Raw genomic sequence first — 23,766 nt, 5'->3', positions numbered from 1 at the left:
TGCATCAATCTTTTCACCAACACCTAAAAACTTAATCGGCTTGCCGGTAATGTGGCGAACTGATAATGCTGCACCCCCTCGAGCATCACCATCCGTTTTGGTTAGAATGACACCTGTCAAAGGTAGGCTATCGGCAAAGGCTTTAGCAGTATGTGCCGCATCTTGACCAGTCATTGAATCCACCACAAATAGGGTTTCAATTGGGTTAACTTTGTTTTGCAGGGCTTTAATCTCACCCATCATTTGCTCATCTACATGCAAACGACCTGCAGTGTCCACCAAGAGCACATCGTGGAATTGTTTTTGCGCATGCTTTTTTGCATCTGCTACAATTTTTTCAGGCTTTTGATTAATGTCAGAAGCAAAGAAATCCACCTCTACTTGTTTGGCTAATACTTCTAATTGCTTGATTGCTGCTGGACGATACACATCGGCACTCACTACAAGCACTTTCTTGTTTTCACGTTCTTTTAAATAGCGTGCTAACTTTGCAATTGAAGTGGTTTTACCTGCACCTTGTAAGCCTGCCACCATTACCACTGCTGGTGGCTGAGTTTTAAGATCTAGAGTTTTGTTTTCACCGCCAATAATCTCGGTTAGTTCAGTTTCAACCAGCTTAATAAATGCCTGTGAAGGATTAAGACCTTCACCAACTTTAAGACCAACTGCTTTATCTTGCACACGATCTAAGAAGGATTTAATCACCTCAAGTGCAACATCTGCCTCGAGTAGTGCACGACGCACTTCACGAATGGCTTCTTTAATATTAGATTCTGAAAGTTTGTTTTTGCCTTGTAAGGCTTTAAAACTATTAGATAGGCGATCGGTTAAATTATCAAACATTATTAAAAATTTTGAATCAAAGTATCGTATTATAGTACCTTGTATTAATTCAGCACGCTAATTATGTTTTTATCTTATTTTGCAATATCGGCCTATATCGCTGCATCCCTATTGCTCATGCGTTTTTTCAGTAAAGACGAGCTAAAACACCCACATCATAAAACCACCTCATTACTCCTTAGTTTTGCCATTATTGCTCAAACACTAACATTTACTAACTTTTGGACAGTTGATGGTGTTGTTTTTGGATTGGCAAATAGCGCCTCTTTTGTTGCTTGGTTAGTGGCGATTTTATTATTTCTCTCTTCTATTTCTAAACCGGTACACGCACTGGGAATTTTGGTTTATCCGTTAGTTGCACTGTCTCTCGCTTTTGGTATTTTGTTTCCAGACACTAGCGATAAACTCATTCCGCTTAGTATTGCTTCACATGTTTTTTTATCGATCACTGCTTACGCTCTTTTAGCACTAGCGGTTTGTCAATCAGTGCTATTAAAGATTCAGGAACGTCATTTACATGCTAAAAAAATCAACACGTTTATCAATAAACTACCTCCGCTACAAACCATGGAAAGACTACTTTTCCAAAGTTTACGTATTGGTTTTTACTTACTAACTTTATCGTTAGCAACTGGCTTTATTTTTATTGATGACTTCTTTGCTCAGCACCTTATGCACAAAACCACTTTATCTATCATTGCTTGGGTGATTTTTGCCACCTTAGTACTTGGACGCCGAGCTTTTGGCTGGCGTGGCAAACAGGCCATCACCGCTACTCAAGTGGGGTTTGGAATTTTAGTGATTGCCTATTATGGCTCTAAGTTTGTTTTAGAAAGACTTTTATCTTAGGTCAACAGATGGTGGTTTTTTTAGTCGATATGTAAGACAGCTAAAAACGCCTCTTGCGGTATATCTACACGACCCACACTACGCATACGCTTTTTACCTTTTTTCTGCTTATCGAGCAATTTACGCTTACGTGACACATCGCCACCATAACACTTTGCGGTAACATTTTTTCTTAGCGCTTTAACATTCGCACGAGAAATGATTTTTACACCAATACACGCTTGAATGGCCACGTCAAACATCTGGCGTGGAATTAGCTCTTTCATCTTTTCAGCCAATTCACGGCCTTTACGTACCGAATCATCACGATGAATAATCAGCGCCAAAGCGTCCACAGGCTCTTGATTGATCATAATGTCTAGACGAATTAAATCAGATTCTTGATAACGATTAAACTGATAATCCATCGAGGCAAAGCCACGTGATACTGATTTAAGCCGATCAAAGAAATCAAGCACCACTTCATTTAGTGGCAATTCATAGATTAACTGTACCTGTCTACCCATATAGGTAATTGATTTTTGCACACCACGCTTTTCAACACATAGACTAATCACGTTGCCAACAAACTCATCGGTAACTAATATATTGGCGGTGATAATTGGCTCTCTGAATTCGGCAATGGCTTGATTTTCAGGCATTTTAGAGGGGCTGTCAACATGATGAATATTCCCCTTAGTGTCTAAAATTTCATACACAACAGTTGGTGCAGTGGTAATCAGATCAAGATCGTATTCACGCTCTAAGCGCTCTTGCACAATTTCCATATGCAGCAAACCTAAAAATCCAATACGAAAACCAAACCCGAGTGCATCTGAGTTTTCTGGCTCATATTGTAGCGCCGCATCATTAAGGCGAAGTTTAGCTAAAGCATCGCGAAATTTTTCATAGTCTTCGCCAGAAATAGGGAATAAACCTGCAAAAACTCTAGGCTGCACTGGCTTAAAACCTTCCAAAGGCTCCAGTACTGGATTTTTAGCACTGGTAATCGTGTCACCTACTGGCGCGCCATCAATATTTTTAATACTGGCAAGCAGATAACCAACTTCACCAGCTTTTAAACTTTCAGTTTTTTCACGCTTAGGGGTGAATACACCTACCTCATCCACCAAATGTTCATCACCATTAGAGAATATTTTGATTTTGGTTTTTGCCTTAATCTCACCATCAATCACTCGAACAAGAGAAACAACACCTAAATAATTATCAAACCATGAGTCAATAATTAGCGCCTTAATGGGTGACTCTATCTCCCCTTCTGGGGCAGGAATTTTCTCTACAATCTGCTCTAATATATCTTGAATACCAATGCCAGATTTGGCGCTTGCGTGAACTGCTTCAGTTGCTTCGATACCAATTACATCTTCAATTTCTTCAATAACACGATCTGGATCTGCAGCTGGAAGGTCAATTTTGTTTAGCACTGAAACCACCTCTAAACCTTGATCTAGGGCTGTGTAACAATTAGCCACTGTTTGCGCTTCCACACCTTGAGAGGCATCTACAATCAGTAATGCACCCTCACAAGCTGAAAGCGAGCGAGAGACTTCGTATGAAAAATCAACATGTCCAGGGGTGTCAATAAAGTTCAGCTGATAAGTTTGGCCATTATTTGCTTTATAATCCAAAGTCACACTTTGAGATTTAATGGTAATGCCTCGCTCTTTTTCAATATCCATCGAGTCAAGCACTTGAGCAGACATTTCACGATCACTTAAACCGCCACAAAATTGGATAAATCGATCAGCAATGGTTGATTTTCCATGGTCAATATGAGCAATAATTGAAAAATTACGGATGTTCTTCATGGTGGTGATAAAATGAACGTTTTAAACGCTCTATTATACAAGCAATGAATAAAGTTCAATCGATTACCTGTCACGCAACCAGCAATTTAGACGTCAACATTCCAGACCCACAAGGACGCAACATAGTTTTATATTTTTATCCAAAGGACTCCACCCCAGGCTGTACAACAGAAGGCCAAGATTTTAGAGATAATCACCAAGCTTTTGTCGATGCCAATACGGTTATTTATGGGGTTAGCCGTGACAAAATGAAATCTCACGAAAACTTTAAAGCTAAGCAAGATTTTCCTTTTGAACTGATCTCAGACCCAGAAGAAATTTTATGTAATGCTTTTAATGTGATTCAGCTAAAAAAGCTATATGGCAAAGAGTATATGGGCATTGTGCGTTCAACCTTTTTAATTGATGGCGAGGGGAATATTCTTGAGCATTGGGACAAGGTTAAAGTGAAAGGTCATGTTGAAGAAGTTTTACAAAAGGTTAGCACACTATGAGTAATGTAGATTTTGATGAAGTAGATAAGTTTGCCCAGCTAGCCTCTCGCTGGTGGGATAAAAATTCCGAATTTAAACCTTTGCACGATATCAATCCATTGCGACTTGACTATATTAAAGCGCACTGCAACAATACTTTAGTCAATAAAAAAATTCTAGATGTGGGTTGTGGTGGTGGCATTTTAAGTGAGTCTATGAGTGCACAAGGTGCACAGGTAACTGGCATTGATATGGCTGAAGCTGGTCTTGAAGTGGCTAAATTACACTTACTTGAATCTGGATTAGAAGTTGATTATCAAAAAATTCCAGTAGAAGAGTTAGCCAAAACCCACGGCGGTCAATTTGATGTGGTCACTTGTTTAGAAATGCTTGAACACGTACCCGATCCAAGCTCTATTATTAAAGCTTGTGCTGCTTTAGTTAAGCCAGGCGGTCAAGTATTTCTTTCAACCATTAATCGTAATACTAAGTCTTATATATTTGCCATTATTGGGGCCGAATACGTTTTAAAACTCCTGCCCCAAGGAACACACGACTGGGATAAATTCATCCAACCAAGCGAAATGGATGAATACGCCAGACAGGCAAACTTATCTCTCAAAGGCATGATTGGCATGACTTACAATCCGTTTACCAAAGTCTACAAATTAGAAGATGATGTCAGTGTCAACTACCTTTGCCACTACAACAAGGGTTAATATTATTTAACCTAAATCATGGCTTTTTCTATGATTAGGTGTAAACTTTAGGCTAACCACTGATTATCAATAGTCGGCCTATGAAAAAAATTATTGCAACCGCCCTATTATTAACCAATTTATCGGTTTATAGTCTTTCCCCTAATGAAATGTTAGTGATTATTGGCGCGGTCAAATATTACAATGAGCATTGCGCTGGACTCAGTCCGAAAGGCATGCATAAAATGAATAAGGGTTTAAAGCGATTTGACATGGACTCTACCCCAATACATATCCTGGAGCTGAATAATCTAGCTATCTCAGGCTACAAAACTGCCGAAAAGTTTGGGTGCACTGGCACCAAGGATGAAGCTCGCAAGGCTGGTTATGGACACTATATCAACTAAAAAATTAAAAAGTTGTATTGTAATTGTCCGATTTTGATTCTTGAGCTTCGCCAAGCTCCAACACCACAAAAGCCACAGCATTTAGCTTTTCATCCGACAAACTTAAATGAGCCTGCTTAATATTTTTACCCACTAAATATAAACGTAGTTTTTCACTTGGAATAAAGTAAGGTTTACCGCTGTCGTTGTTACGAATAGTTAAATCTTGAAAACTAACAATTTTACCAATACCGGTTCCCAAGGCTTTGGCAAAAGCCTCTTTTGCGGCAAAACGTTTGGCACAGTATGAGGCGCTATCACCCTTATTAGCAAACAGTGATCGCTCATGATCTGATAAAACTCGTCTGACAAACCCTTCTTTGTTCTTACTTAAGATGTGCTCAACTCGCTCGATATTAATAATATCCGTGCCAACGCCGTAAATCATCCTCTAACCTCAAGCATCAAATCTTTCATCTCTTGTGTTGCTTGAGCCAAGCCTACAAACACTGCTCTAGCAATGATTGAATGCCCAATATTAAGCTCTACAACCTCTGGCAATTTTGCAATGGCTGGAGTATTTTCCAACGTTAGTCCGTGCCCAGCATTAACTTGCAAGCCGATTGAATGAGCATACGTTGCCATAGATTTAATTCGCTCTAATTCTTTTTCTTGCTCAACACCACTAGTGTCTGCATAGTGGCCAGTATGCAACTCGATTACTGGTGCGCCAGATTCTTTGGCTGCATCGATTTGGTTTTTTTGTGCGTCAATAAATAATGAAACAATAATTTTTGATTCTGCCAACTGCGCGCAAACATCACTCATTCTAGAGATTTGTCCAGCAACATCTAGTCCGCCTTCGGTTGTAAGCTCTTCACGCTTTTCTGGCACTAGACAACAGTCCTCAGGCTTTATTCTTCCGGCAATGGTGATCATCTCATCTGTAGCCGCCATTTCCAAATTCATTTTAGTAGTGAGTTTTTCTCGAAGAATTTCTACATCAGCATCTTGAATGTGACGCCTATCTTCACGTAAGTGCAAAGTAATACTATCTGCACCAGATTGTTCGCACAATAACGCTCCCTCAATTGGAGAAGGATAGTGGGTACCGCGCGCCTGTCTTAAGGTGGCAATATGATCAATGTTAACGCCTAAATAAATACTCATAATGGGTTATTTGCTAAAGAATAATGCTCGGCTTTGCAAGGGCTTATTGCCCAGCAAAGGGTTTAGTCGCTGACGATTAAGATCTCTACAGGCCTTGAGCTGCTCTAAATCCGGCATGTTATTAATATCATCTGTCAACAACTGGTTAATCGATTTTCCCAATATTTTACCCGCAACACTTCTTGCAAATCCACCTTGATGCTGATATTCATAGGTCGCATCTAGCTGAATTTCATCACCTGCTAAATCGCATGAAAAATCCACACCATAACCCAACTCTTGTAACAACTGATGCTCAAATAAACGCAACAGCCAATGGCTTGATAAAGCCTCAACCGTTGCTAAGTTTTCAATAAAATTTTTATAAATTTCAAATAATTCAAAATGAGGATCTTGCTCATGCAACAATCTTGAGATAAGCTCATTCACATACATGCCCAAAATAAGTCTTTCACCTTTGAGTTGCCTTGGTATGTCATCAGCCTCCCAATGATTCAAACCTTTCAAATCTCCCTTGCCACGATAGGAAATTCTTAAATGTTGAAAAACCTGAATAGGGGTTTTAGAATTCCTAAGCCCTCGACCAACTAGCCTAACTCGACCATGCTCAAGGGTAAAAAAATCCAACAATAGGGAGGAGTCTTTAAAGGCTCGGCGGTGTATTAGAAAGGCTGGAGTTAAATCAACCTTAGTCATATCCTAATGAAGCTAGCGATCTTTTGGAATCTGACCAGCCAGTTGACACCTTAACCCAAAGCCTTAAGAATACTTTTCGCTCTAAAAACCCTTCAATACTATGGCGCGCCTCACTACCAATTTGCTTAAGCATTTCACCCTTATTACCGATGACAATATTTTTTTGAGATTCTTTTTCAACAAAAATACGTGCCGCAATACGTTGCATTTTTCCATCCAACTCATATTGCTCAATCTCTACAGTTAAGTCATACGGCAGCTCATCGTCCAAATGACGCATGAGTTTTTCACGGATAAACTCTGCCACGACAAATTTTTCTGATCTGTCGGTCACAAAGTCAGCATCAAAAATCATTGGTTGTTCGGGCAAATGCTTTAACACTAAAGCTCTTAGTGCACTGGTATCTTTCTTTTGAAATGCAGACAATGGAAATAAATCAGTTGGCTGATATTTTTGTGCGATTTTTTCCAAGAATGGCAAGACCGCTTGAGGCGATGGTAATTTGTCAATTTTGTTAATACACATCACCACCGGCACATCCACCTGAGACACATGCTCTAAAACACGCGCATCTTCTTTTGTCCATTTTCCCGCTTCCACTAGCCACAAAATCATATCAACATCTTTAATACTAGAGCTTGCCGCACGGTTCATATAGGCGTTAATGGCTTTTTTATTACCAATATGCACCCCGGGCGTATCCACAAAGACCATTTGATAATCATCCGTAGTATCAATAGCATGAATACGGTGGCGTGTTGTTTGCGGGCGATGAGAAGTAATAGAAAGTTTTTGCCCAATTAGTTCATTTACTAAGGTTGATTTACCTACGTTAGGTCGGCCAACAACCGCAATAAATCCTGCTTGAAAAGCCATTACTTTATCTCCTTTAATTTTTCTAATAACACCTGAGCACAAGATTGTTCAGCGCGTTTAAGGCTTTTAGCATCTTGGCTGGTTTGAATATTTTGATCTTCTAAAAAACAATTCACTGTAAAAATGGCATTATGATCCTTGCCTACTGTTTTAATTAGCTGGTATTTAGGCAATGCGTTACTACGCTTTTGTAAATACTCTTGGAGCTGAGTTTTAGGGTCCTTGAGTGAATCATTAGGATTGATGTTATTTAATAAATCTTGGAATAAATCCAGAATAACAGTATTAATTGTTTCCAAATCAGAATCTAACAAAATGGCGCCAAAAATTGCCTCAACCGCATCAGCCTGAATGGATTCACGCCGATAGCCGCCACTTTTTAATTCGCCAGATCCCAAAATCAATATATCAGACAAATTTAATGCTACACCAAATTTTGCCAAGGTTTGCCCCCTAACTAAGTGCGATCTCAAGCGCGACAATTTGCCCTCTTCGATATGAGAAAAACGCTTGTACAGCTCTCGTGAAATTACCAATCCCAGAATACTATCGCCCAAAAACTCAAGGCGCTCGTTATTTTTTTTACCCACGCTACGGTGCGTTAACGCGAGTTGCAGTAAAGACAAGTCTTTAAATTGGTAGTTGAGTTTTTGTTGTAATTTTTCCATCTATAATAATGTAATAATAATTTATTACTTAATTTGTATGTTTTGGCAAGAAGACACTAAAGAACAACATTTTACGCTTCCTGAGACTATTCAAGAGGTTAGCTTTAAAATCCAGTCAAAAATATTGCCAATGGATCACAGCTTCTTATTGGCTCAAGCTCTGCTAAAACACCTGCCCTGGCTAGCCGATACGAATGCCGGTATTCATGATATTAGCGTTGCTGATGGTAATGGCTGGGAGCAAAATAAAGAAGGTGGCTTTTACTACCCGTCAAAGCGCTCAAAACTTACCTTGCGTATTAATAAAGACTATTTAAAAGAAGTAGAGTCTATTGTTGGCAAGGTGCTTGATTTGGGCGATTATGAAATTAAAGTGGTTAAACATATCGGTGCCAAACTACTCAGTGACATGCCGGTTTTATTCGCCAAACAAGTTGCTTGCGAAAGCGCCTTAAGCGAAGATGAATTTTTACAATTATGTTTTGAGCAATTAACTGGCTTGGGCATTCAAGTTAAAAAAATGATGGCCGGCTTAGAAAGTAAAATTCAAACAGATACTAGCACCATTCACACCCGATCTTTAATGGTGGCCGATCTTAAAAAAGACGAGTCTGTTTTATTACAAGAAAAAGGCCTGGGAGATCATCGCCTATTGGGTTGTGGTTTATTTATCCCTCAAAAAGGCATTGAAACCATTGAAAGTTAGACTTGCTCTTGCGCCAGACCTAGTTTGGGACTACAATCTTTAATATCTAAATTCTATCCTGGGGAGAGGTTATGCGTTTACTATTTATTACAATTATCTTAATATTTTCATTAAATTCATGGGCACACGAACATGAAAAACAAGGTGAGTATTTAGGCGCTAAAATTGTCGACGAACTGCCCAATTGGTTTAAAGCTACCTTTATGGATTTTTCTGAAGACCTTGAAGAAGCCGCCGATGAAGGCAGGCACGTAATGATTTACTTTCATCAAGACGGCTGCCCTTACTGCGCTAAACTCGTACAAGACAATTTTCATGATGATGATTTAGTCGCGAAATTACAAAAAGATTTTGACGTCATTGAAACCAACATGTGGGGCGATCGTGAACTCACTGATTGGCAAGGTGATGATTACACTGAAAAAGAATTTTCAGCCAAAATGAAAATACAATTCACGCCTACCATTTTATTTTTAAATACCAAAGGCAAAACCTTACTCAGGCTTAATGGCTATCAATCGATTGCTAAAATGCATGCCACGCTTGATTATATCTCTAGCAAGACTTATCTTGATCAATCTTACGCAAGCTACATGAACAGCTTAAAAACAGATAAGGCCGGCACATTAAATGCTCACGCCATTTTTGAGCAAGGCCCACACATGCTTACTCGTAATATACAAATGCCAGCCAGCAAATACCTAGCCGTATTTTTTGAAGAGCCTAATTGCTCTGAATGTGACAATTTTTATCAAACACTCATGCCGCTTAAAGAAACCCAAAGCCATCTTAAGCAAATGCAAGTTGTACGCTTTAATGCACTTTCTGATGAAAAACTCATCACCCCTGCTGGTAAGCGCACAACCGCCAAAGATTGGTTCGAAGATTTAAAACTAACTTATAAGCCCGCCATTGTTTTCTTTGATAAAACTGGCGAAGAAATCATTCGTAAAGATGCTTTTTTTAAGGCTTATCACACCCACGGAATCATGACATACGTCTTAACAGGGGCGTACAAAACTCAGCCAAACTTCCAGCGCTATCTTGAGCACAAATCAGATGTGTTAAGAGAGCAAGGAATTACGGTTGACCTATGGAAATAGTACATTTGCAAAATTTCCGAAATTTTATCTTTATCTAAAAATCAAACACCTGAGTAGGCCCTGCCTACTCACAAAAAATGATAAAAATATCAATTTATAAGAAAAACAAGGGGCTTTAGACCTGTTTTTAGATTTAAATTATAAGAAAAACCTTGTTAAATCAGCTAAAAAATCGCCATTCGTAAAATTTCCAAAATTTTTAATCTGGTTAAACTTTTTTCACAAATTCTGATTTAAGCTTCATCGCACCATGACCTGGGATTTTGCAATCAATGTTATGATCACCTTCAACCAGACGAATGTTTTTGACTTTTGTGCCAACTTTAACCGCATTTGAAGTGCCTTTAATTTTTAAATCTTTAATAACGGTTACTGTGTCACCATCAATCAGTACATTACCATTTGCATCTTTAATAATTTCTTCTTGCTCAACAAGATCATCGGCAGAAAATTCGTATGCACACTCTGGACAAATCAAAAGATTGCCATCTTCATAGACATATTCAGAATTACATTTTGGACAATTAGGTAGGCTCATAATTTTTTTTATTTATAAATAATACCTGAGTAGGCCTTGCCTGCTCAGAAAGAAACTAAACGGTAAACGGATATTTAACCGGCGCATGATGTTCATAATCGACCAACTCAAAATCATCCATGGTTACCCAGGTTTCTAGATCTTCCAGGGTTTTGATTTGCGGATTAATCTTTAGTTTTGGCAAAGGTAGTGGTTCACGATCAACTTGCTCATTTTTAAAAGTGTCTACTTGGTTTTCATACAAGTGTACGTTTGATAAATGATGACGCATTTTCTTGGCTTTTTTGCCAGTAATTTGTGCGGTGATCAAAAGCAGGAATGCCACTTGGAAATGATTAAATGGCTGACCGAGTGCATAGTCAGACGAGCGCTGATAGCTCTCTAAATACAAATCATCGCCAAGTAAATTAAAATGATGCGTGTGCATGCACGCAGGTAAACACGCACGATGAATAAGATTTGGGTGATTAAAGGTCATGATTTCGCGTCTGTCATCAATACCTTTGGTTAAATCATCAACAATCTTTTTATATTGATCTAGTGGCTTATCATCTTCAATGCCAGGAAAGGCGCGCCCTATTACTCCATAACACATACCCATATCATCCTCACCTTTACGGTGTGGATTATCTAGCCAGGCTTGGTTATCATTAGCATTAGCATTCCAAGTGTTACAACCAATGGCTCTAAATTGAGCAGCAGAATCATAGCCACGAATATAGCCTAACATTTCAGCAATGGCAGATTTCCAAAAGAGCTTTTTAGTGGTAACAACTGGAACAGTGCCGTTTGACAAATCGTGCTCAAAGGTTGCACCAATAATGGTGAGGGTTTTTTGCCCAGTGCGAGCATTTTCGAGCCACACACCCTCTTCTAAAATTCTCTTACCAATATCTATGTATGCTTTCATGCTTGTCGATTTTTTGATTTGTAAAATAAATAAATACCCAATACTATCATCGGCAAACTGAGTAATTGCCCCATGGTTAGCCAATCAAACGCTAAATAGCCAAGTTGCTCATCGGGCACTCGAACAAACTCAATTATAAATCTAAAGATGCCGTAGAAGATTAAAAATAAAGCTGATACTGACATTAATGGACGAGGTTTATTACTAAATATCCAAAGAATAACGAACAATACCAAGCCTTCTAAGAGTGCTTCGTATAGTTGTGATGGATAACGACTGACACCCTGTTCTTGAATATACATTCCTAATGGGCTGGTCGTCACCTTGCCCCAAAGCTCGCCATTAATAAAATTACCAATTCTGCCAAAGCCCAAACCTAATGGTACCAACGGTGCGACAAAATCCATCGTAACAAAGAAGCTTTTTTTGTATTTTCTATTAAAAAGTGCCATTGCCAATAACACGCCTAAAAATCCGCCGTGGAACGACATACCTCCGCCTTGAATGGCAAAAATAGAGAGTGGATCAGCAACAAAGTTTGGCAAATTGTAAAACAACATATAGCCTAAACGGCCGCCGACTATGACGCCAATAGCGCCATAAAAAATCAGATCTTCGATTTGTTGAGAATTCCAACCTCTTGCTTGTTTGGCACGATAATTGGCCAACAAATAGGCCGTCACAAAAGCCAAAAGGTACATCAACCCGTACCAATAGATTTGAGCAAAGCCTAGATCTAGGGCAATCGGATTAATGGTTGGGTAAATCATAAATGATTAAGATGGTGTGCTCGAGGTGATTCGAACACCCGACATTCGGCTTCGGAGGCCGACACTCTATCCAGCTGAGCTACGAGCACATAATTGTGCAAAAGTGTTAAAGCAACTTTGTTTAAATTAAAGATCGTCAGAAGTACAAAATACAGCTTGCATATTGGCGACCAATTTAAGAATTTTTGCGTCTTTTACTTTGCACAAAATTTTGTTGCCATCACGTCTTGATTCAACAATATCCTTAGTTCTAAGAATATCAATGTGTTGAGAAATGTTTGATTGTGAGGAGCCAACCTGTTTAACGATCTCCAATACAGGTAGTTCGTCATTTTTAAGTACACATAAAATTTTAAGGCGCAATGGGTGTGCCATCGCCTTTAAAGCTTTTGTGGCTTTTTCAATGTCTTCTTCTTTCTCTAATAGTGTCATATCACTCATATTTTTCTCGTTTTTTATAATGGCGAATTAAAGTCGACCTAGCATACCGTATACGCCGTATCTTCTCAATTTAATTAACACCATTTTTTGATAGTAGTTGATTAGGCTATCATTATTAAGCACAATGTCTGAAATCTTCCAAGCTTGATTCGCAGTTTGATGGAAAATTATGTTTAAAAACATGCCGTATGAATAGTAGCCATTAACCTTAAGCTTTACTGAGATTGAACCACCAAGAACGGGGCGCGCAGAAATAAACTGAAAAGAAGTAGAGCGCGCTTGTGTCAATCTTGATAATAATGAAGAAATAATGTTTTTCTTAATTTTGTTAGCAAAGTAAGCTTGCTCATCGGCGCCTAAATTTAAATTACTCACTAGCAAAATCTCACTAGCAATATGTTCAAAATCAAATAAAGGGGCAACTTCGGTTTCAATTAGAGTGCTGACTAGCTGTGGAGAATAAGTGGCAACAGTGGTTAATTGGTTAAGTCTAACAATGGCAGTTTGAATGGTTTTAACTGGACCTTCAGGCTTTTGAGACTTTTGGGATGTGTTTTCAACAGCAGACTCTTTTTGAACATTTGACGCCTCTTGTGTATTTTCCAGTGCTTCTTGCGCAAGGCTTAATGTTGATAAAGGCAACAATAAGGCTAATAATATCACATTCAATCTTCTCATTTTTTCTCCATTTAATAAAAACAAAACCAAGTAAAATCTTAAATAATACTACTTGTTTTCACAGTATTATATTTAAACTTTGTATTAGTAAATAACTATATTATGACTTTATTTAATTTTTATAAATCTCCTTTGCTGTTAGCACTTTTTGCTACGCTGTTTTCACTGTCCACCCTTAGCATTGCAAAAACTGCTGCTGAGGAGCAAAAACTTGAGGCCTTCTTTAAAGATCTTGAGGCCTTTACTGTCGTTTTTAGTGATATCAAGCAACTGTATGTTGAAGATGTTGAAAACAAAGACCTATTCAATAACGCTATTAAAGGCATGGTCAGTGGCCTTGATCCTCATTCTGTCTATCTTGAACCTAAAGAGCAAAAAAGCCTTATGGAAAGTGCCTCTGGCAAGTTTGGCGGCTTAGGTATTGTTATTAGTAAAAAAGATGATGGTATTCAAGTAATCTCACCAATTGATGACACGCCCGCTTATAAAGCTGGCATTCAAGCGGGTGATCTAATCATTAAAATTGGCGATAAGCCTGTTCGTGGCATGACTCTGGAAGATGGCGTAGAGTTGATGCGTGGCGAGCCAGGGACTGATGTTCAAATTACCGTTCTGCGAAAAAATCAAAAACCATTTGTGATTGATATTACTCGTGAGATTATTACTATTGTTAGCGTTAAAGGCTATCTACTTGAAAAGAATATTGGCTATGTGCGTATCTCTAGCTTTCAAGGGCCAACAGCAAAACTTCTTAAAGAAACAATTGCTAACTTAGTAGAAAAAAATGATGGCTATCTTGAATCTTTAATTCTTGACTTGCGTAATAATCCTGGCGGCGTGCTTGATGGCGCAGTAGATGTGTCCAACCTATTTATTGATAAAGCTGGCCTAGTGGTTTACACCAAAGGTAGAATTCCTAGCTCAAACTTAAAGTTTAAAACTGAGCGTGGTGATATTATGCTCGGATCGCCAATTGTTGTTTTAATCAATGAAGGCTCAGCCTCTGCATCAGAAATTGTTGCAGGTGCATTACAAGATCACAAACGCGCCATCATTATGGGTAACACCTCTTTTGGTAAAGGCTCTGTGCAAACCATTATTGAACTCGATAAAGGCTACGGCCTTAAAGTGACCACAGCACGCTACTACACGCCTAATGGCCGCTCAATTCAAGCCAAGGGTATTGAGCCAGATATCATGCTAAAAAACATTAGCTTGGAAAATGAAAAGGAAGCCTCTGTTGTTGATATCAAAGAAAATGATTTAAACGGACACTTAGAGCAAGAAGATCCAAGCAAAATGTCTGAGGCAGAGATTATCGAATCACAAGAAGAAAATCAAGCCACCCTTGACAAAGAAACTGTTAAAAAATTAAAGAAAGATTATTTTGTGCATGAGGCTAGCAACTTGCTCAAGGCGCTGACGGTTTTAGGTAAGTAGTTAATGGCAATTACGCTTGCAATTGCAAATCAAAAAGGCGGAGTTGGAAAAACCACAACCGCAGTAAATTTGAGTGCGGCATTAAAAGCGATAAAAAAACGTGTTTTATTAATCGATATTGACCCTCAAGGCAATGCTACTATGGGTTGTGGTGTTGATAAATACTCCCTTGAGAATACGATTTGTGAGCTACTTCTCGATGAGTGTAGCATTCACAAAGCCATTGTGCATGTTGATGAATCAGGTATCGATGTGCTGGGCTCAAATACTGATTTAATTGCAGCAGAGGTCGCCCTTTTGCGCACAGATAACTCTGAATTTAAACTCAAAGACGCGATTAATTCAGTAGACAGTCAATATGACTACGTTATTATTGATTGCCCGCCTTCTCTTAATATGCTCACCATTAACGCTTTTACTGCCGCTGATGGTATTATCATCCCTATGCAGTGTGAGTATTATGCTTTAGAGGGTTTGAGCGCATTGATACAAACCATTGAAAAGATTAAAGCCACCACCAACCCAGAGCTTGAAATTACTGGATTGGTAAGAACTATGTATGACACGCGCAACAATCTTTCAAATGAAGTGTCTCTGCAATTGCAACAATATTTCTCGCACAAAGTATTTAAAACCATTGTGCCTAGAAATGTAAAATTAGCAGAAGCACCAAGTTTTGGTCAGGATGCAATTAGCTATGCTAGATCATCAAAGGGTGCAATTTCCTATATCTCTTTAGCCAGTGAAGTGCTAAGAAAAACATCAATGAATTAGAGGTTCTTTTAAATATGGCAAAAATATCAAAACTAGGTCGCGGATTAGACATCTTGCTAGGTCAAGTTGGCAACAACGCTGAAAGTGCAGATGCTGATAATAACCTAAAAATGCTAAATGTTAGCAGCCTTCAGCGTGGCAAGTTTCAACCTAGAGATGATATAGATCCTGAAACACTTAATGAGCTAGCAGCCTCAATCACCTCTCAAGGGGTTATTCAGCCACTGGTTGTTAGAAAAGTCACTTACGATAAGTACGAAATTATTGCGGGTGAGCGTCGCTGGCATGCAGCGCAAATTGCAGGATTAGATGAAGTTCCTGTTATTGTGCGTGAGATTGATGACCAGGTAGCCCTTGCTATTGGTCTAATTGAAAACATTCAGCGTGAATCTTTAACACCACTTGAAGAGGCTAAGGCCTTACAACAACTGATTGAAGATTTTAAAATGACGCACGAAGAAATTTCTAATGTGGTGGGTCGCTCACGCTCAAGTGTGAGCAATCTCATTCGTTTACTGCAACTTGGTGAGGAATCAAAACAACTTCTTGGACAAGGCAAGATTGAAATGGGCCATGCGCGCGCCCTCCTGCCTTTAACAGAAGATGATCAGCTAATGGTTGCCAATCAAGTAGTGGCAAAATCTTTATCTGTGCGTCAAACTGAGGAGTTAGTTAAGCGCGTGCTAAATCCAAAAGTAAAGACTGTTGCCACGATTGAGCCACATATTTCTGAGCTCATGAGCAGTTTATCAAAAACACTTAGCTCTAAAACTGAGATCAAAACAACGGGTGATAAAGGCAAGATTATTATTCACTACAAGTCAGAAGACGAATTAAGCAACATCTTGAAACATATTAATTAGCCTTCTTTAAAGGCTACTGTGTGTTGCTAATCAAAGCCACCGATGCGCTCTAACTTAAGTGAATCATCATAGTGCATCCAAATACCAAAGGCTTTACCAATAATGTATTTTTCTGGCACGAAACCCCAAAAGCGAGAGTCACTACTACGCGAGCGATTATCACCCATAACAAAATAATGCCCCTCTGGAACAACCGCCTTAACAGCGCGAGAAGTTCGACTTGGATCTAACAAAACATCATGTGGGTTGTTGCCGAGTAACTCCCGTTTATGCTTGAATCCTGTCATCTCTGAGCCGGATTCTACCCCCTGATAATCAGCAAAATTCTCATAAGCAATCTTTTCATCATTGACGCGCAAATGATCATCATGGTAAATAACCGTATCCCCTGGAATACCAACAACACGCTTGATAAAATCGGCACCCTGGTATTTAGAATTTTTTTCGTAATTAGGATATCTAAAAACAACTACATCCCCTCTTTCAGGTTTTTTAAATTCAATCAGTTTTTGATTAAGCACAGGGATGCTAACGCCATAATCAAATTTAGATACCAAAATAAAATCTCCAGTTAATAAAGTTGGCATCATAGAATTGGAAGGAATTCTAAAAGGCTCTACAACAAAACCACGTAGCATAAATACCAATAATAAAACTGGGAAGAATTCAGCTGACCACTGCACTATTTTTGGACGGCCTACGTATTTCTCATTTTTGTTAAAGCGTAAAAATAAAACAAAATATATAAGTTTGGAAAAGCCAGTTTTATTAGGCGTTGCATAGTTTGTGGTGTTAGACTTGTTAAAGAATAATTGATCCAAAGTAACAATCAAAAAGGCACTAATTAAAAATAAAGCTAAATACGAGGAAACATCCCAGGCAAAAAAAGGTGATGCGTTTTCAATTGTCATAATAATATCCGCAGTAAAAAAAAGGTAAAGTAAAACGTTGTTATTATATAATAACTTCTTTTTATAGTTTTTCACATTGGAGGAAATACAATGGCATTAGCAGATTTAGAAAGAGACGCTCACGGTTACTTAGTTGACTTAAACGATTGGAACGAAGATATCGCTCAAGAAATTGCAGCAGAAGAAGGTGTTAATTTAACTGATGATAGCTTTAAGCTGATCAACTTCTTACGCAATGAGTACATTAACAACAATGCTAATCAGCCTAACGAACGCAACATGGTTAAAGGCTTAAAAGCTGACTGGGATGGCAAATTAGGAACTAAAGAGTTATACAACCTTTTCCCTAAAGGTCCTGCTAAGCAAGCGGGTAAAGTTGCAGGTCTTCCAGAGACTAGACGTAAAGGTGGTTACTAAGCATTAAGCTTTTAACTCAATTAAAAAGGCGCTCAATGAGCGCCTTTTTAATGTCCACTACTTTTGTTTATATTTCAATAATACTCATACCAGCCGAATTGGCCAACTCAACAAAATTAGGGAATGAGGTCATGACATTATCCACACCATTAATTTCAATTGGATAATCACATCTTAACGAAGCCACAGCGAACGACATAGAAATACGATGATCATGGTGTGATTCAATCATCCCTGTAGGCTCTTTAAATACACCTCCTTGGATCTTAATACCATCTTCCAGCACTTCATTATCAATGCCTAAAATATCCAGTCCATCCGCCATCACTTGAATACGGTCTGATTCTTTAACGCGTAATTCTTTAGCGCCCGTTAAGATGGTTTCACCAGTTGCACAACTCGCCGCAATAAACACCGCTGGAAATTCATCAATGGCCAGTGGCACAAGCTCTTCAGGAATATGAATGCCGGTAAGTTTTGAGGATTGAATACGAATGTCAGCCAATAGCTCACCGCCAATTTCACGCTCATTGGAGAGTGTTAGATTTGCACCCATGAGTTGTAATATATCAATAACACCCGTTCTTGTTGGATTAATATTAACCCCTAGCAAGGTAATGTCAGCTTTTGGCGCGATTGCTGCCGCCACCATAAAAAAAGCTGATGACGAGATATCACTCGGCACTTGAATCTCAGTTGCTTTTAAATCGCCACCACCTGTTAGGCACATTTGGTTGTCATTAACGCGAACCTTATAACCCAAACCCTTGAGCATGCGCTCAGTATGATCACGCGTTGGTGCCGGCTCTGTTACACAAGTATCACCATCCGCGTACAAACCAGCCAACAAAATACAAGATTTAACTTGTGCCGATGCTACTGGTAAATCGTAATCAATACCTTTTAAAGTTTGCCCACCAGTAATTTTTAAAGGCGGTTTGCCATCATTACTGTCAATAATTGCACCCATATCACGCAAGGGGTTAATTACTCGATTCATTGGGCGCTTGGATAGCGACTCATCACCAACCAGCTCACAATCAAATGCTTGCGCTGCAAGAATGCCAGACATTAGCCTGATAGAAGTACCCGAATTGCCTAAATCTAGTGGCCCTTGTGGCTTTTTTAATCCATTAATACCAACACCATGAATGGTTACATTATCACCATCACGCTCAATTTTAACGCCCATAGCCTGGAACGCTTTTAAGGTAGAGAGCGCATCCTCTCCTTCTAAAAAACCACTAACCTTGGTTATGCCATGACTTAATGAACCCAGCATAATGGAGCGATGAGAGATAGACTTGTCTCCAGGGACTTTTAAATTGCCTGACAAACTATTGGCAGGACTTGCAATAAACTTACTCATAATTATATTTTATGGATCCCTTAATCCTTTAACCAGCTATCTCTAGCAGACTTCGCCTCATGAAATACTTGCTCCAGCGCTTCTGATTGTTGGGTTTTAATTAAATTGGCGATTTTATCTAAACTTTTCTGATAACCCTCAATATGCTTGATAATTTGATCAGGGTTATTAATGCAAATATCCCGCCACATAATGGCATCACTCGAAGCGATTCGAGAAAAATCTTTGAAGCCACCTGCTGCATAGTTGCACGCTTGCGGGTTGCTAGAAATTAGGTAATCCATCAGTGAAAAAGCCAGCATATGTGGCAAGTGTGATGTCATGGCTAATAAGTCATCATGCTTGGTTTCGTTCATAATTTCTATTTTTGCACCGACACTCTCCCATAAGTCACTCACGGCAACTACAGACTGAGTATTGGCGTTTTTATCCGGGGTGATAATAACGCGTCTATGATTAAACAAGGATGCATCTGCCGCCTCAATACCGCTTTGCTCTTTGCCGGCAATAGGATGCGCAGGGATGAAATGCTCAGGCATGTGACCAAATACTTGCTTGGCAATTTGAATCACACTACCTTTGGTACTACCAACATCCGTGATAATCATTTGCTCGTTAACATGTGGTTTGATCATTTCTAAAATAGCTTTAAAACTATTAACAGGCGTTGCTATTAATACTAAATCCACATCTTTAAGCGCTTGGGCAATGTCTAGTGAATACTCATCAATCACTTTCAGCTCTTTTGCTTTAGCTAGGTTTTTCTCATCCCTGCCAAAGCCAACAATGGTATTAACCTTATTTGCTTGTTTTAATCCTGCAGCAAACGATCCACCAATCAAACCGACACCAATAATACAAATTTTATTCATCATAATAACGATTTTAACGCATCTAAAAAATCTGAAATTTCTCTTGAAGTGCCGACCGACACTCTTAAATAATTTTTCATTTCAACGGGGCGAACAATAAATCCAAGCTCTAATAATTGCTGATAAAGTATTGGTGCATCCTTAACTTTCACGGCTATAAAATTAGCCGATGACGGAATATAAGATAAGCCTAGCTTTTCAAACCCTTCTGCAAGTTGCTTGAGCCCATTTTTATTGGCAATCACTGAGCGCGCCAAATGAGATTGATCGCCTAAAGCGGCAATCGCCGCTACTTGTGCCACATGGTTGACATTAAATGGCTGACGAATGCGATTAAGATAATCAGCAATTTTTCCACTCGAAACACTGTAACCAACTCGTAAACCTGCTAAGCCATAAGCTTTAGAAAAAGTACGAGTGATGATTAGGTTGCCAAACTCTTTAAGCCAGCCAATTGCCAAATCTGCCTGATCCAAATATTCAATATACGCCTGATCCAATACAACCGTAATAGAGTTAGGCACGCGAGACAAAAATGCATGTAGCGCCTTATCTGTTAATAAAGTGCCTGTTGGATTGTTAGGATTAGCGATAAAAATTAATTTGGTACGCTCTGTGATGGCTAGCAGCATCGCCTCCAAATCATGGCCAAAATTCTTTGCCTTAGTGACAACGGCAGTTGCACCTAAAGCCTGAGTTGATAGCGGATAAACCACAAAAGCATATTCTGAAAAAATCACCTCATCTTTAGGATCACAAACATAAGTCCTGGCAATGAGCTCCAAAATGTCATTTGAGCCATTGCCCAAGGTAATCATCTCTAGCGATATATTAAGGCGCTTAGCAATAGCTTGTTTTAGCTCAAAACCATTGCCATCTGGATAACGGTCCACTTCAACAACTGCTTTTTGCATGGCCTCAAGTGCCTTTTGACCAATGCCTAGTGGATTTTCATTACTGGCCAACTTGACTACGCGACTCAGCCCAAATTCACGTTGCAATTCACTAATTGGCTTGCCACCTTGATACGGGCTCAAGCCTTTGATCGACTCACAAACACTCATAGTACAGCAACAGGATAAGAGCCTAGAATATTGACTTTAAGCACTCTCTTTTCAACCTCTGTTAATGCAGCTTTTACCTTGTCGTCCTCTTGATGACCTTCAATGTCAATCAAAAATAAATACTCCCACTTCACACCAGGAATTGGATGACGTGCTAACTGCATCATATTAATACCTTGCTCTTTAAATGGCTCCAGCAAATCAAATAATGCACCAGACTCGTGTTTAGTAACTACCAAAATAGAGGTTTTATCGTCGCCCGAAGGCGCCACAGACTCTTTACTAAGTATTAAAAACCTGGTTGTGTTGCCAGTTTTATCTTCGATATTCTTAGCAACCCTCTCTAAGCCGTAGAAACTTAAAGCCGCTTCAGAGGCAATTGCCGCAGCGCCCACCTCGTCTTTAACTAATCGAGCAGCTAGCGCATTAGAGGCCACTGCTTTTAGCTGTGCATTTGGATAATGATTGGCAAGCCAACGCTGACACTGATCTAGCGCTTGCTGATGGGCATAAATCGTTTTAATTTCTACTGATTGATCGGCACTCATTAGCTGGTGTTGAATAGAAATTTCCACCTCGCCACAAATCTTAAGATCTTGTGAATAGAGCATATCTACCGTACCGCCAATCACGCCATTGGAAGAATTTTCAATTGGCACCACGCCGTAATGCGCATTACCCTTTTCTACTTGATGAAAAATCTCGTCAATACTAGCACAATCAAGTGTGGAAACCGCATGACCAAAATGCTTGAGTGCCGCCTCTTGGGTAAAGGTACCTTCAGGACCTAAATAAGCAATGTTAAGTGGTTGCTCTAGCGCTAAACAGGCAGACATTATTTCACGAAAAATATGCGCCATATCCTTGCCTTTAAGGGCACTATCGTTACGTTCAATAATTGACCTAAGCACCTGTGCTTCACGCTCAGGACGGTAAAAAACACTATTGTCATCTGATGCTTTTTTAACTTCTGCCACTTCGCCAGCCAACGTTGCACGATCGCCAATTAATGCTTGTACTTTTTTATCTAGTGCGTCAATCTCAACTCGCAACTCTTCTAGTGTTTTTTTACCCATGTTGTTTCTCAAAATCACTCATAAATTCAATTAATGTATTTACACCATCCTCTGGCATGGCGTTATAAATACTGGCGCGCATTCCGCCCACAGACTTATGACCTTTTAACGTTAATAAGTTAGCATTATAAGACTTTTCTAAGAATAGTTGATTAAGACTGTCATCTGCCAAAATAAATGGCACATTCATCGATGAACGATATTTTGGATTAACTGGATTCGAATAAAAATCAGAGCTGTCAATAGCCTGATAAAGCTTGGTAGCTTTGCGTTCATTAACTTCAGCCATGGCTTTAATTCCGCCTTGAGACTTTAACCATTCAAATACACGCCCAGCCACATACCAAGGATAAGTTGCGGGTGTGTTATACATCGAGTCATTATTAGCTTGCGTGGCGTAATCAAACAATACCGGCTGCTTAGCAACCACATCGCCAATTAAGTCCTCGCGAACAATAACAATAGTCAATCCTGAGATGCCAATATTTTTTTGCGCGCCCGCGTAGATCACACCAAACTTTGATACATCAATTTCTCGTGACAAAATACTTGATGACATATCTGCCACAATAGGCATATCCACTTCTGGGATATAGTCAAATTCCAAACCAGCAATGGTTTCATTCGGCGTATAGTGCAAATACGCAGCAGAGTTGTCAATATTCCAATTGGAAAAATCTTCAATATCGGTAAATTTATTAGCCGTGCTATCTGTACAAATATTAACCTTACAATAACGCTGTGCTTCAGCGATTGCTTTCACTGACCAATGTCCAGTATTGGCATAGTTGGCAACAGTTTTACCACGTAGTAAATTAATTGGAACCATGGAGAATTGAGCCGATGCACCGCCCTGCAAAAATAGCACTTTATAGTTATCTGGGATGCTCATCAAATCGCGCAAATCCTGCTCAGCCTTTTGTGCCACAGCCGTAAAATCAACACCACGATGAGAAATCTCCATCACCGAAGCTTTGGCATTGCCATATTCTACAAGTTCTTCTTGCATTTGGCGCAGTACTGATTTAGGCAAGGCCGCAGGGCCGGCGCTAAAGTTGTAGATTTCACTCATTGATCGCATTCCTTTGAAATTTCAATTTATTTTACTTTAATATCAACTTATATTAAGAATTGATTATAATTTTGCACACTTGATTATGGAAGTGGGTGAGAGTCCCACACTGTCCTCGCAACGGTATTTTTTTCTTAATGAAAAATCAGTCCGATACATGATCTTTTTTTAAAATTTATCACGAAGGATGAAACTCATGAAACTTAAACAACTTTCTATAGCTGCTGCCGTATCAGCACTAACACTCTCAACAGCAACTAATGCAGTCTTAGGCCCTATTCCAATTTATCTAAA

General features: G+C 39.2%; 28 protein-coding genes, 1 tRNA gene and 1 riboswitch. Of the genes, 10 read left to right on the top strand and 19 right to left on the bottom strand.

The window, feature by feature from the left end; genetic code table 11:
- Positions 1–843, bottom strand: an 843-nt coding sequence (locus ABNR88_RS04710) for a signal recognition particle receptor subunit alpha (protein ID WP_348670115.1), incomplete at its 3' end; no start/stop codon positions are given.
- A 63-nt stretch (positions 844–906) separates the two neighbouring features.
- Between ABNR88_RS04710 and ccsA the strand changes: the two genes are divergently transcribed.
- On the top strand, positions 907–1,692 hold the full coding sequence (ccsA, locus tag ABNR88_RS04705; protein ID WP_291926436.1) for a cytochrome c biogenesis protein CcsA: 786 nt from the start codon (positions 907–909) through the stop codon (positions 1,690–1,692).
- Between the two features lie 20 nt (positions 1,693–1,712).
- Here ccsA and lepA read toward each other — a convergent pair whose 3' ends face one another.
- On the bottom strand, positions 1,713–3,500 hold the full coding sequence (lepA, locus tag ABNR88_RS04700) for a translation elongation factor 4 (protein ID WP_291926433.1): 1,788 nt from the start codon (positions 3,498–3,500) through the stop codon (positions 1,713–1,715).
- 44 nt (positions 3,501–3,544) lie between these two features.
- On the opposite strand from lepA, the gene ABNR88_RS04695 reads away from it, so the two are divergent.
- From ABNR88_RS04695 to ABNR88_RS04685, 3 genes are all read left to right on the top strand, one after another.
- Positions 3,545–3,994, top strand: coding sequence for a peroxiredoxin (locus ABNR88_RS04695; RefSeq protein WP_291926428.1), 450 nt, complete (start codon positions 3,545–3,547; stop codon positions 3,992–3,994).
- On the top strand, positions 3,991–4,692 hold the full coding sequence (gene ubiG, locus ABNR88_RS04690; protein WP_291926425.1) for a bifunctional 2-polyprenyl-6-hydroxyphenol methylase/3-demethylubiquinol 3-O-methyltransferase UbiG: 702 nt from the start codon (positions 3,991–3,993) through the stop codon (positions 4,690–4,692). The genes ABNR88_RS04695 and ubiG overlap by 4 nt, the downstream gene beginning before the upstream one ends.
- 80 nt (positions 4,693–4,772) lie before the next feature.
- Complete coding sequence (locus ABNR88_RS04685; protein WP_291926420.1) at positions 4,773–5,078, top strand: hypothetical protein; 306 nt, start codon at positions 4,773–4,775, stop codon at positions 5,076–5,078.
- A gap of 4 nt (positions 5,079–5,082) precedes the next feature.
- On the opposite strand, the gene acpS is transcribed toward ABNR88_RS04685, so the two are convergent.
- From acpS to rnc, 5 genes are read right to left on the bottom strand one after another with little or no spacing between them, the layout of a single operon-like run.
- The gene (gene acpS / locus ABNR88_RS04680; protein ID WP_291926417.1) at positions 5,083–5,505 is read right to left on the bottom strand and encodes a holo-ACP synthase; all 423 of its coding nucleotides are present in this window, start codon (positions 5,503–5,505) and stop codon (positions 5,083–5,085) included.
- Entirely contained in the window at positions 5,502–6,227 is a 726-nt protein-coding gene (gene pdxJ, locus ABNR88_RS04675) for a pyridoxine 5'-phosphate synthase (protein WP_291926414.1), read from the bottom strand. The genes acpS and pdxJ overlap by 4 nt, the downstream gene beginning before the upstream one ends.
- 6 nt (positions 6,228–6,233) lie before the next feature.
- Positions 6,234–6,923, bottom strand: a complete 690-nt coding sequence (gene recO, locus ABNR88_RS04670) for a DNA repair protein RecO (protein ID WP_291926411.1) — start codon at positions 6,921–6,923, stop codon at positions 6,234–6,236.
- Entirely contained in the window at positions 6,916–7,800 is an 885-nt protein-coding gene (gene era, locus ABNR88_RS04665; RefSeq protein WP_291926409.1) for a GTPase Era, read from the bottom strand. The genes recO and era overlap by 8 nt, the downstream gene beginning before the upstream one ends.
- Complete coding sequence (gene rnc / locus ABNR88_RS04660) at positions 7,800–8,468, bottom strand: ribonuclease III (RefSeq protein WP_291926406.1); 669 nt, start codon at positions 8,466–8,468, stop codon at positions 7,800–7,802. The genes era and rnc overlap by 1 nt, the downstream gene beginning before the upstream one ends.
- 37 nt (positions 8,469–8,505) lie before the next feature.
- Between rnc and cas6 the strand changes: the two genes are divergently transcribed.
- Positions 8,506–9,174, top strand: coding sequence for a type I-MYXAN CRISPR-associated protein Cas6/Cmx6 (gene cas6, locus ABNR88_RS04655; RefSeq protein WP_291926404.1), 669 nt, complete (start codon positions 8,506–8,508; stop codon positions 9,172–9,174).
- Positions 9,175–9,245: 71 nt separating this feature from the next.
- Positions 9,246–10,277: a thioredoxin fold domain-containing protein gene (locus ABNR88_RS04650; protein ID WP_291926401.1), complete on the top strand. Its 1,032-nt coding sequence runs from the start codon at positions 9,246–9,248 to the stop codon at positions 10,275–10,277.
- A gap of 208 nt (positions 10,278–10,485) precedes the next feature.
- Here the strand turns inward: ABNR88_RS04650 and ABNR88_RS04645 are convergent, their stop codons facing one another.
- The 6 genes from ABNR88_RS04645 to ABNR88_RS04620 form a co-directional block, all read right to left on the bottom strand.
- Positions 10,486–10,815, bottom strand: a complete 330-nt coding sequence (locus ABNR88_RS04645; protein WP_291926399.1) for a zinc ribbon domain-containing protein YjdM — start codon at positions 10,813–10,815, stop codon at positions 10,486–10,488.
- Positions 10,816–10,870: 55 nt separating this feature from the next.
- Positions 10,871–11,725 (bottom strand): thymidylate synthase, encoded by an 855-nt coding sequence (thyA, locus tag ABNR88_RS04640; RefSeq protein WP_291926396.1) that lies wholly within the window; start codon positions 11,723–11,725, stop codon positions 10,871–10,873.
- A complete protein-coding gene (gene lgt, locus ABNR88_RS04635; protein WP_348670114.1) occupies positions 11,722–12,495 on the bottom strand; it encodes a prolipoprotein diacylglyceryl transferase in 774 nt (257 codons plus the stop codon). The genes thyA and lgt overlap by 4 nt, the downstream gene beginning before the upstream one ends.
- Positions 12,496–12,507: 12 nt before the next feature.
- Positions 12,508–12,584: transfer RNA gene (locus tag ABNR88_RS04630), tRNA-Arg, on the bottom strand.
- 37 nt (positions 12,585–12,621) lie between these two features.
- On the bottom strand, positions 12,622–12,936 hold the full coding sequence (locus ABNR88_RS04625; protein WP_291926390.1) for a metalloregulator ArsR/SmtB family transcription factor: 315 nt from the start codon (positions 12,934–12,936) through the stop codon (positions 12,622–12,624).
- A gap of 27 nt (positions 12,937–12,963) precedes the next feature.
- Positions 12,964–13,614 (bottom strand): ABC transporter substrate-binding protein, encoded by a 651-nt coding sequence (locus tag ABNR88_RS04620; protein WP_291926388.1) that lies wholly within the window; start codon positions 13,612–13,614, stop codon positions 12,964–12,966.
- Positions 13,615–13,746: 132 nt separating this feature from the next.
- Between ABNR88_RS04620 and ABNR88_RS04615 the strand changes: the two genes are divergently transcribed.
- The 3 genes from ABNR88_RS04615 to ABNR88_RS04605 are packed head-to-tail and all read left to right on the top strand — an operon-like array spanning position 13,747 to position 16,691.
- Positions 13,747–15,054: a S41 family peptidase gene (locus ABNR88_RS04615; RefSeq protein WP_348670113.1), complete on the top strand. Its 1,308-nt coding sequence runs from the start codon at positions 13,747–13,749 to the stop codon at positions 15,052–15,054.
- Positions 15,055–15,057: 3 nt separating this feature from the next.
- Positions 15,058–15,828: an AAA family ATPase gene (locus tag ABNR88_RS04610; protein WP_291926382.1), complete on the top strand. Its 771-nt coding sequence runs from the start codon at positions 15,058–15,060 to the stop codon at positions 15,826–15,828.
- A gap of 14 nt (positions 15,829–15,842) precedes the next feature.
- Entirely contained in the window at positions 15,843–16,691 is an 849-nt protein-coding gene (locus ABNR88_RS04605) for a ParB/RepB/Spo0J family partition protein (RefSeq protein ID WP_291926379.1), read from the top strand.
- Between the two features lie 26 nt (positions 16,692–16,717).
- Here ABNR88_RS04605 and lepB read toward each other — a convergent pair whose 3' ends face one another.
- Positions 16,718–17,602 carry a signal peptidase I gene (gene lepB / locus ABNR88_RS04600; RefSeq protein WP_291926376.1) on the bottom strand — a complete coding sequence of 295 codons (885 nt, stop codon included), beginning with the start codon at positions 17,600–17,602 and terminating at the stop codon, positions 16,718–16,720.
- Positions 17,603–17,692: 90 nt separating this feature from the next.
- Between lepB and ABNR88_RS04595 the strand changes: the two genes are divergently transcribed.
- Entirely contained in the window at positions 17,693–18,019 is a 327-nt protein-coding gene (locus tag ABNR88_RS04595) for a TusE/DsrC/DsvC family sulfur relay protein (protein WP_291926373.1), read from the top strand.
- Between the two features lie 67 nt (positions 18,020–18,086).
- On the opposite strand, the gene aroA is transcribed toward ABNR88_RS04595, so the two are convergent.
- From aroA to serC, 5 genes are read right to left on the bottom strand one after another with little or no spacing between them, the layout of a single operon-like run.
- Positions 18,087–19,388, bottom strand: a complete 1,302-nt coding sequence (gene aroA / locus ABNR88_RS04590) for a 3-phosphoshikimate 1-carboxyvinyltransferase (RefSeq protein ID WP_291926371.1) — start codon at positions 19,386–19,388, stop codon at positions 18,087–18,089.
- Positions 19,389–19,408: 20 nt separating this feature from the next.
- On the bottom strand, positions 19,409–20,260 hold the full coding sequence (locus ABNR88_RS04585; protein ID WP_348670112.1) for a prephenate dehydrogenase/arogenate dehydrogenase family protein: 852 nt from the start codon (positions 20,258–20,260) through the stop codon (positions 19,409–19,411).
- A complete protein-coding gene (gene hisC, locus ABNR88_RS04580) occupies positions 20,260–21,324 on the bottom strand; it encodes a histidinol-phosphate transaminase (protein ID WP_291926365.1) in 1,065 nt (354 codons plus the stop codon). The genes ABNR88_RS04585 and hisC overlap by 1 nt, the downstream gene beginning before the upstream one ends.
- Positions 21,321–22,400, bottom strand: a complete 1,080-nt coding sequence (gene pheA / locus ABNR88_RS04575) for a prephenate dehydratase (RefSeq protein ID WP_291926362.1) — start codon at positions 22,398–22,400, stop codon at positions 21,321–21,323. The genes hisC and pheA overlap by 4 nt, the downstream gene beginning before the upstream one ends.
- Positions 22,393–23,472, bottom strand: a complete 1,080-nt coding sequence (gene serC, locus ABNR88_RS04570; RefSeq protein WP_291926359.1) for a 3-phosphoserine/phosphohydroxythreonine transaminase — start codon at positions 23,470–23,472, stop codon at positions 22,393–22,395. The genes pheA and serC overlap by 8 nt, the downstream gene beginning before the upstream one ends.
- Before the next feature lie 40 nt (positions 23,473–23,512).
- Positions 23,513–23,652, top strand: a riboswitch (cobalamin riboswitch).
- Positions 23,653–23,766 lie beyond the last annotated feature (114 nt).

The organism is uncultured Candidatus Thioglobus sp. (genome assembly GCF_963981275.1).
GTDB lineage: Bacteria > Pseudomonadota > Gammaproteobacteria > PS1 > Pseudothioglobaceae > Thioglobus_A.
The sequence above is the reverse complement of the archived record's forward strand: the minus strand, read 5'-3'. Positions and strand labels throughout refer to the sequence as shown.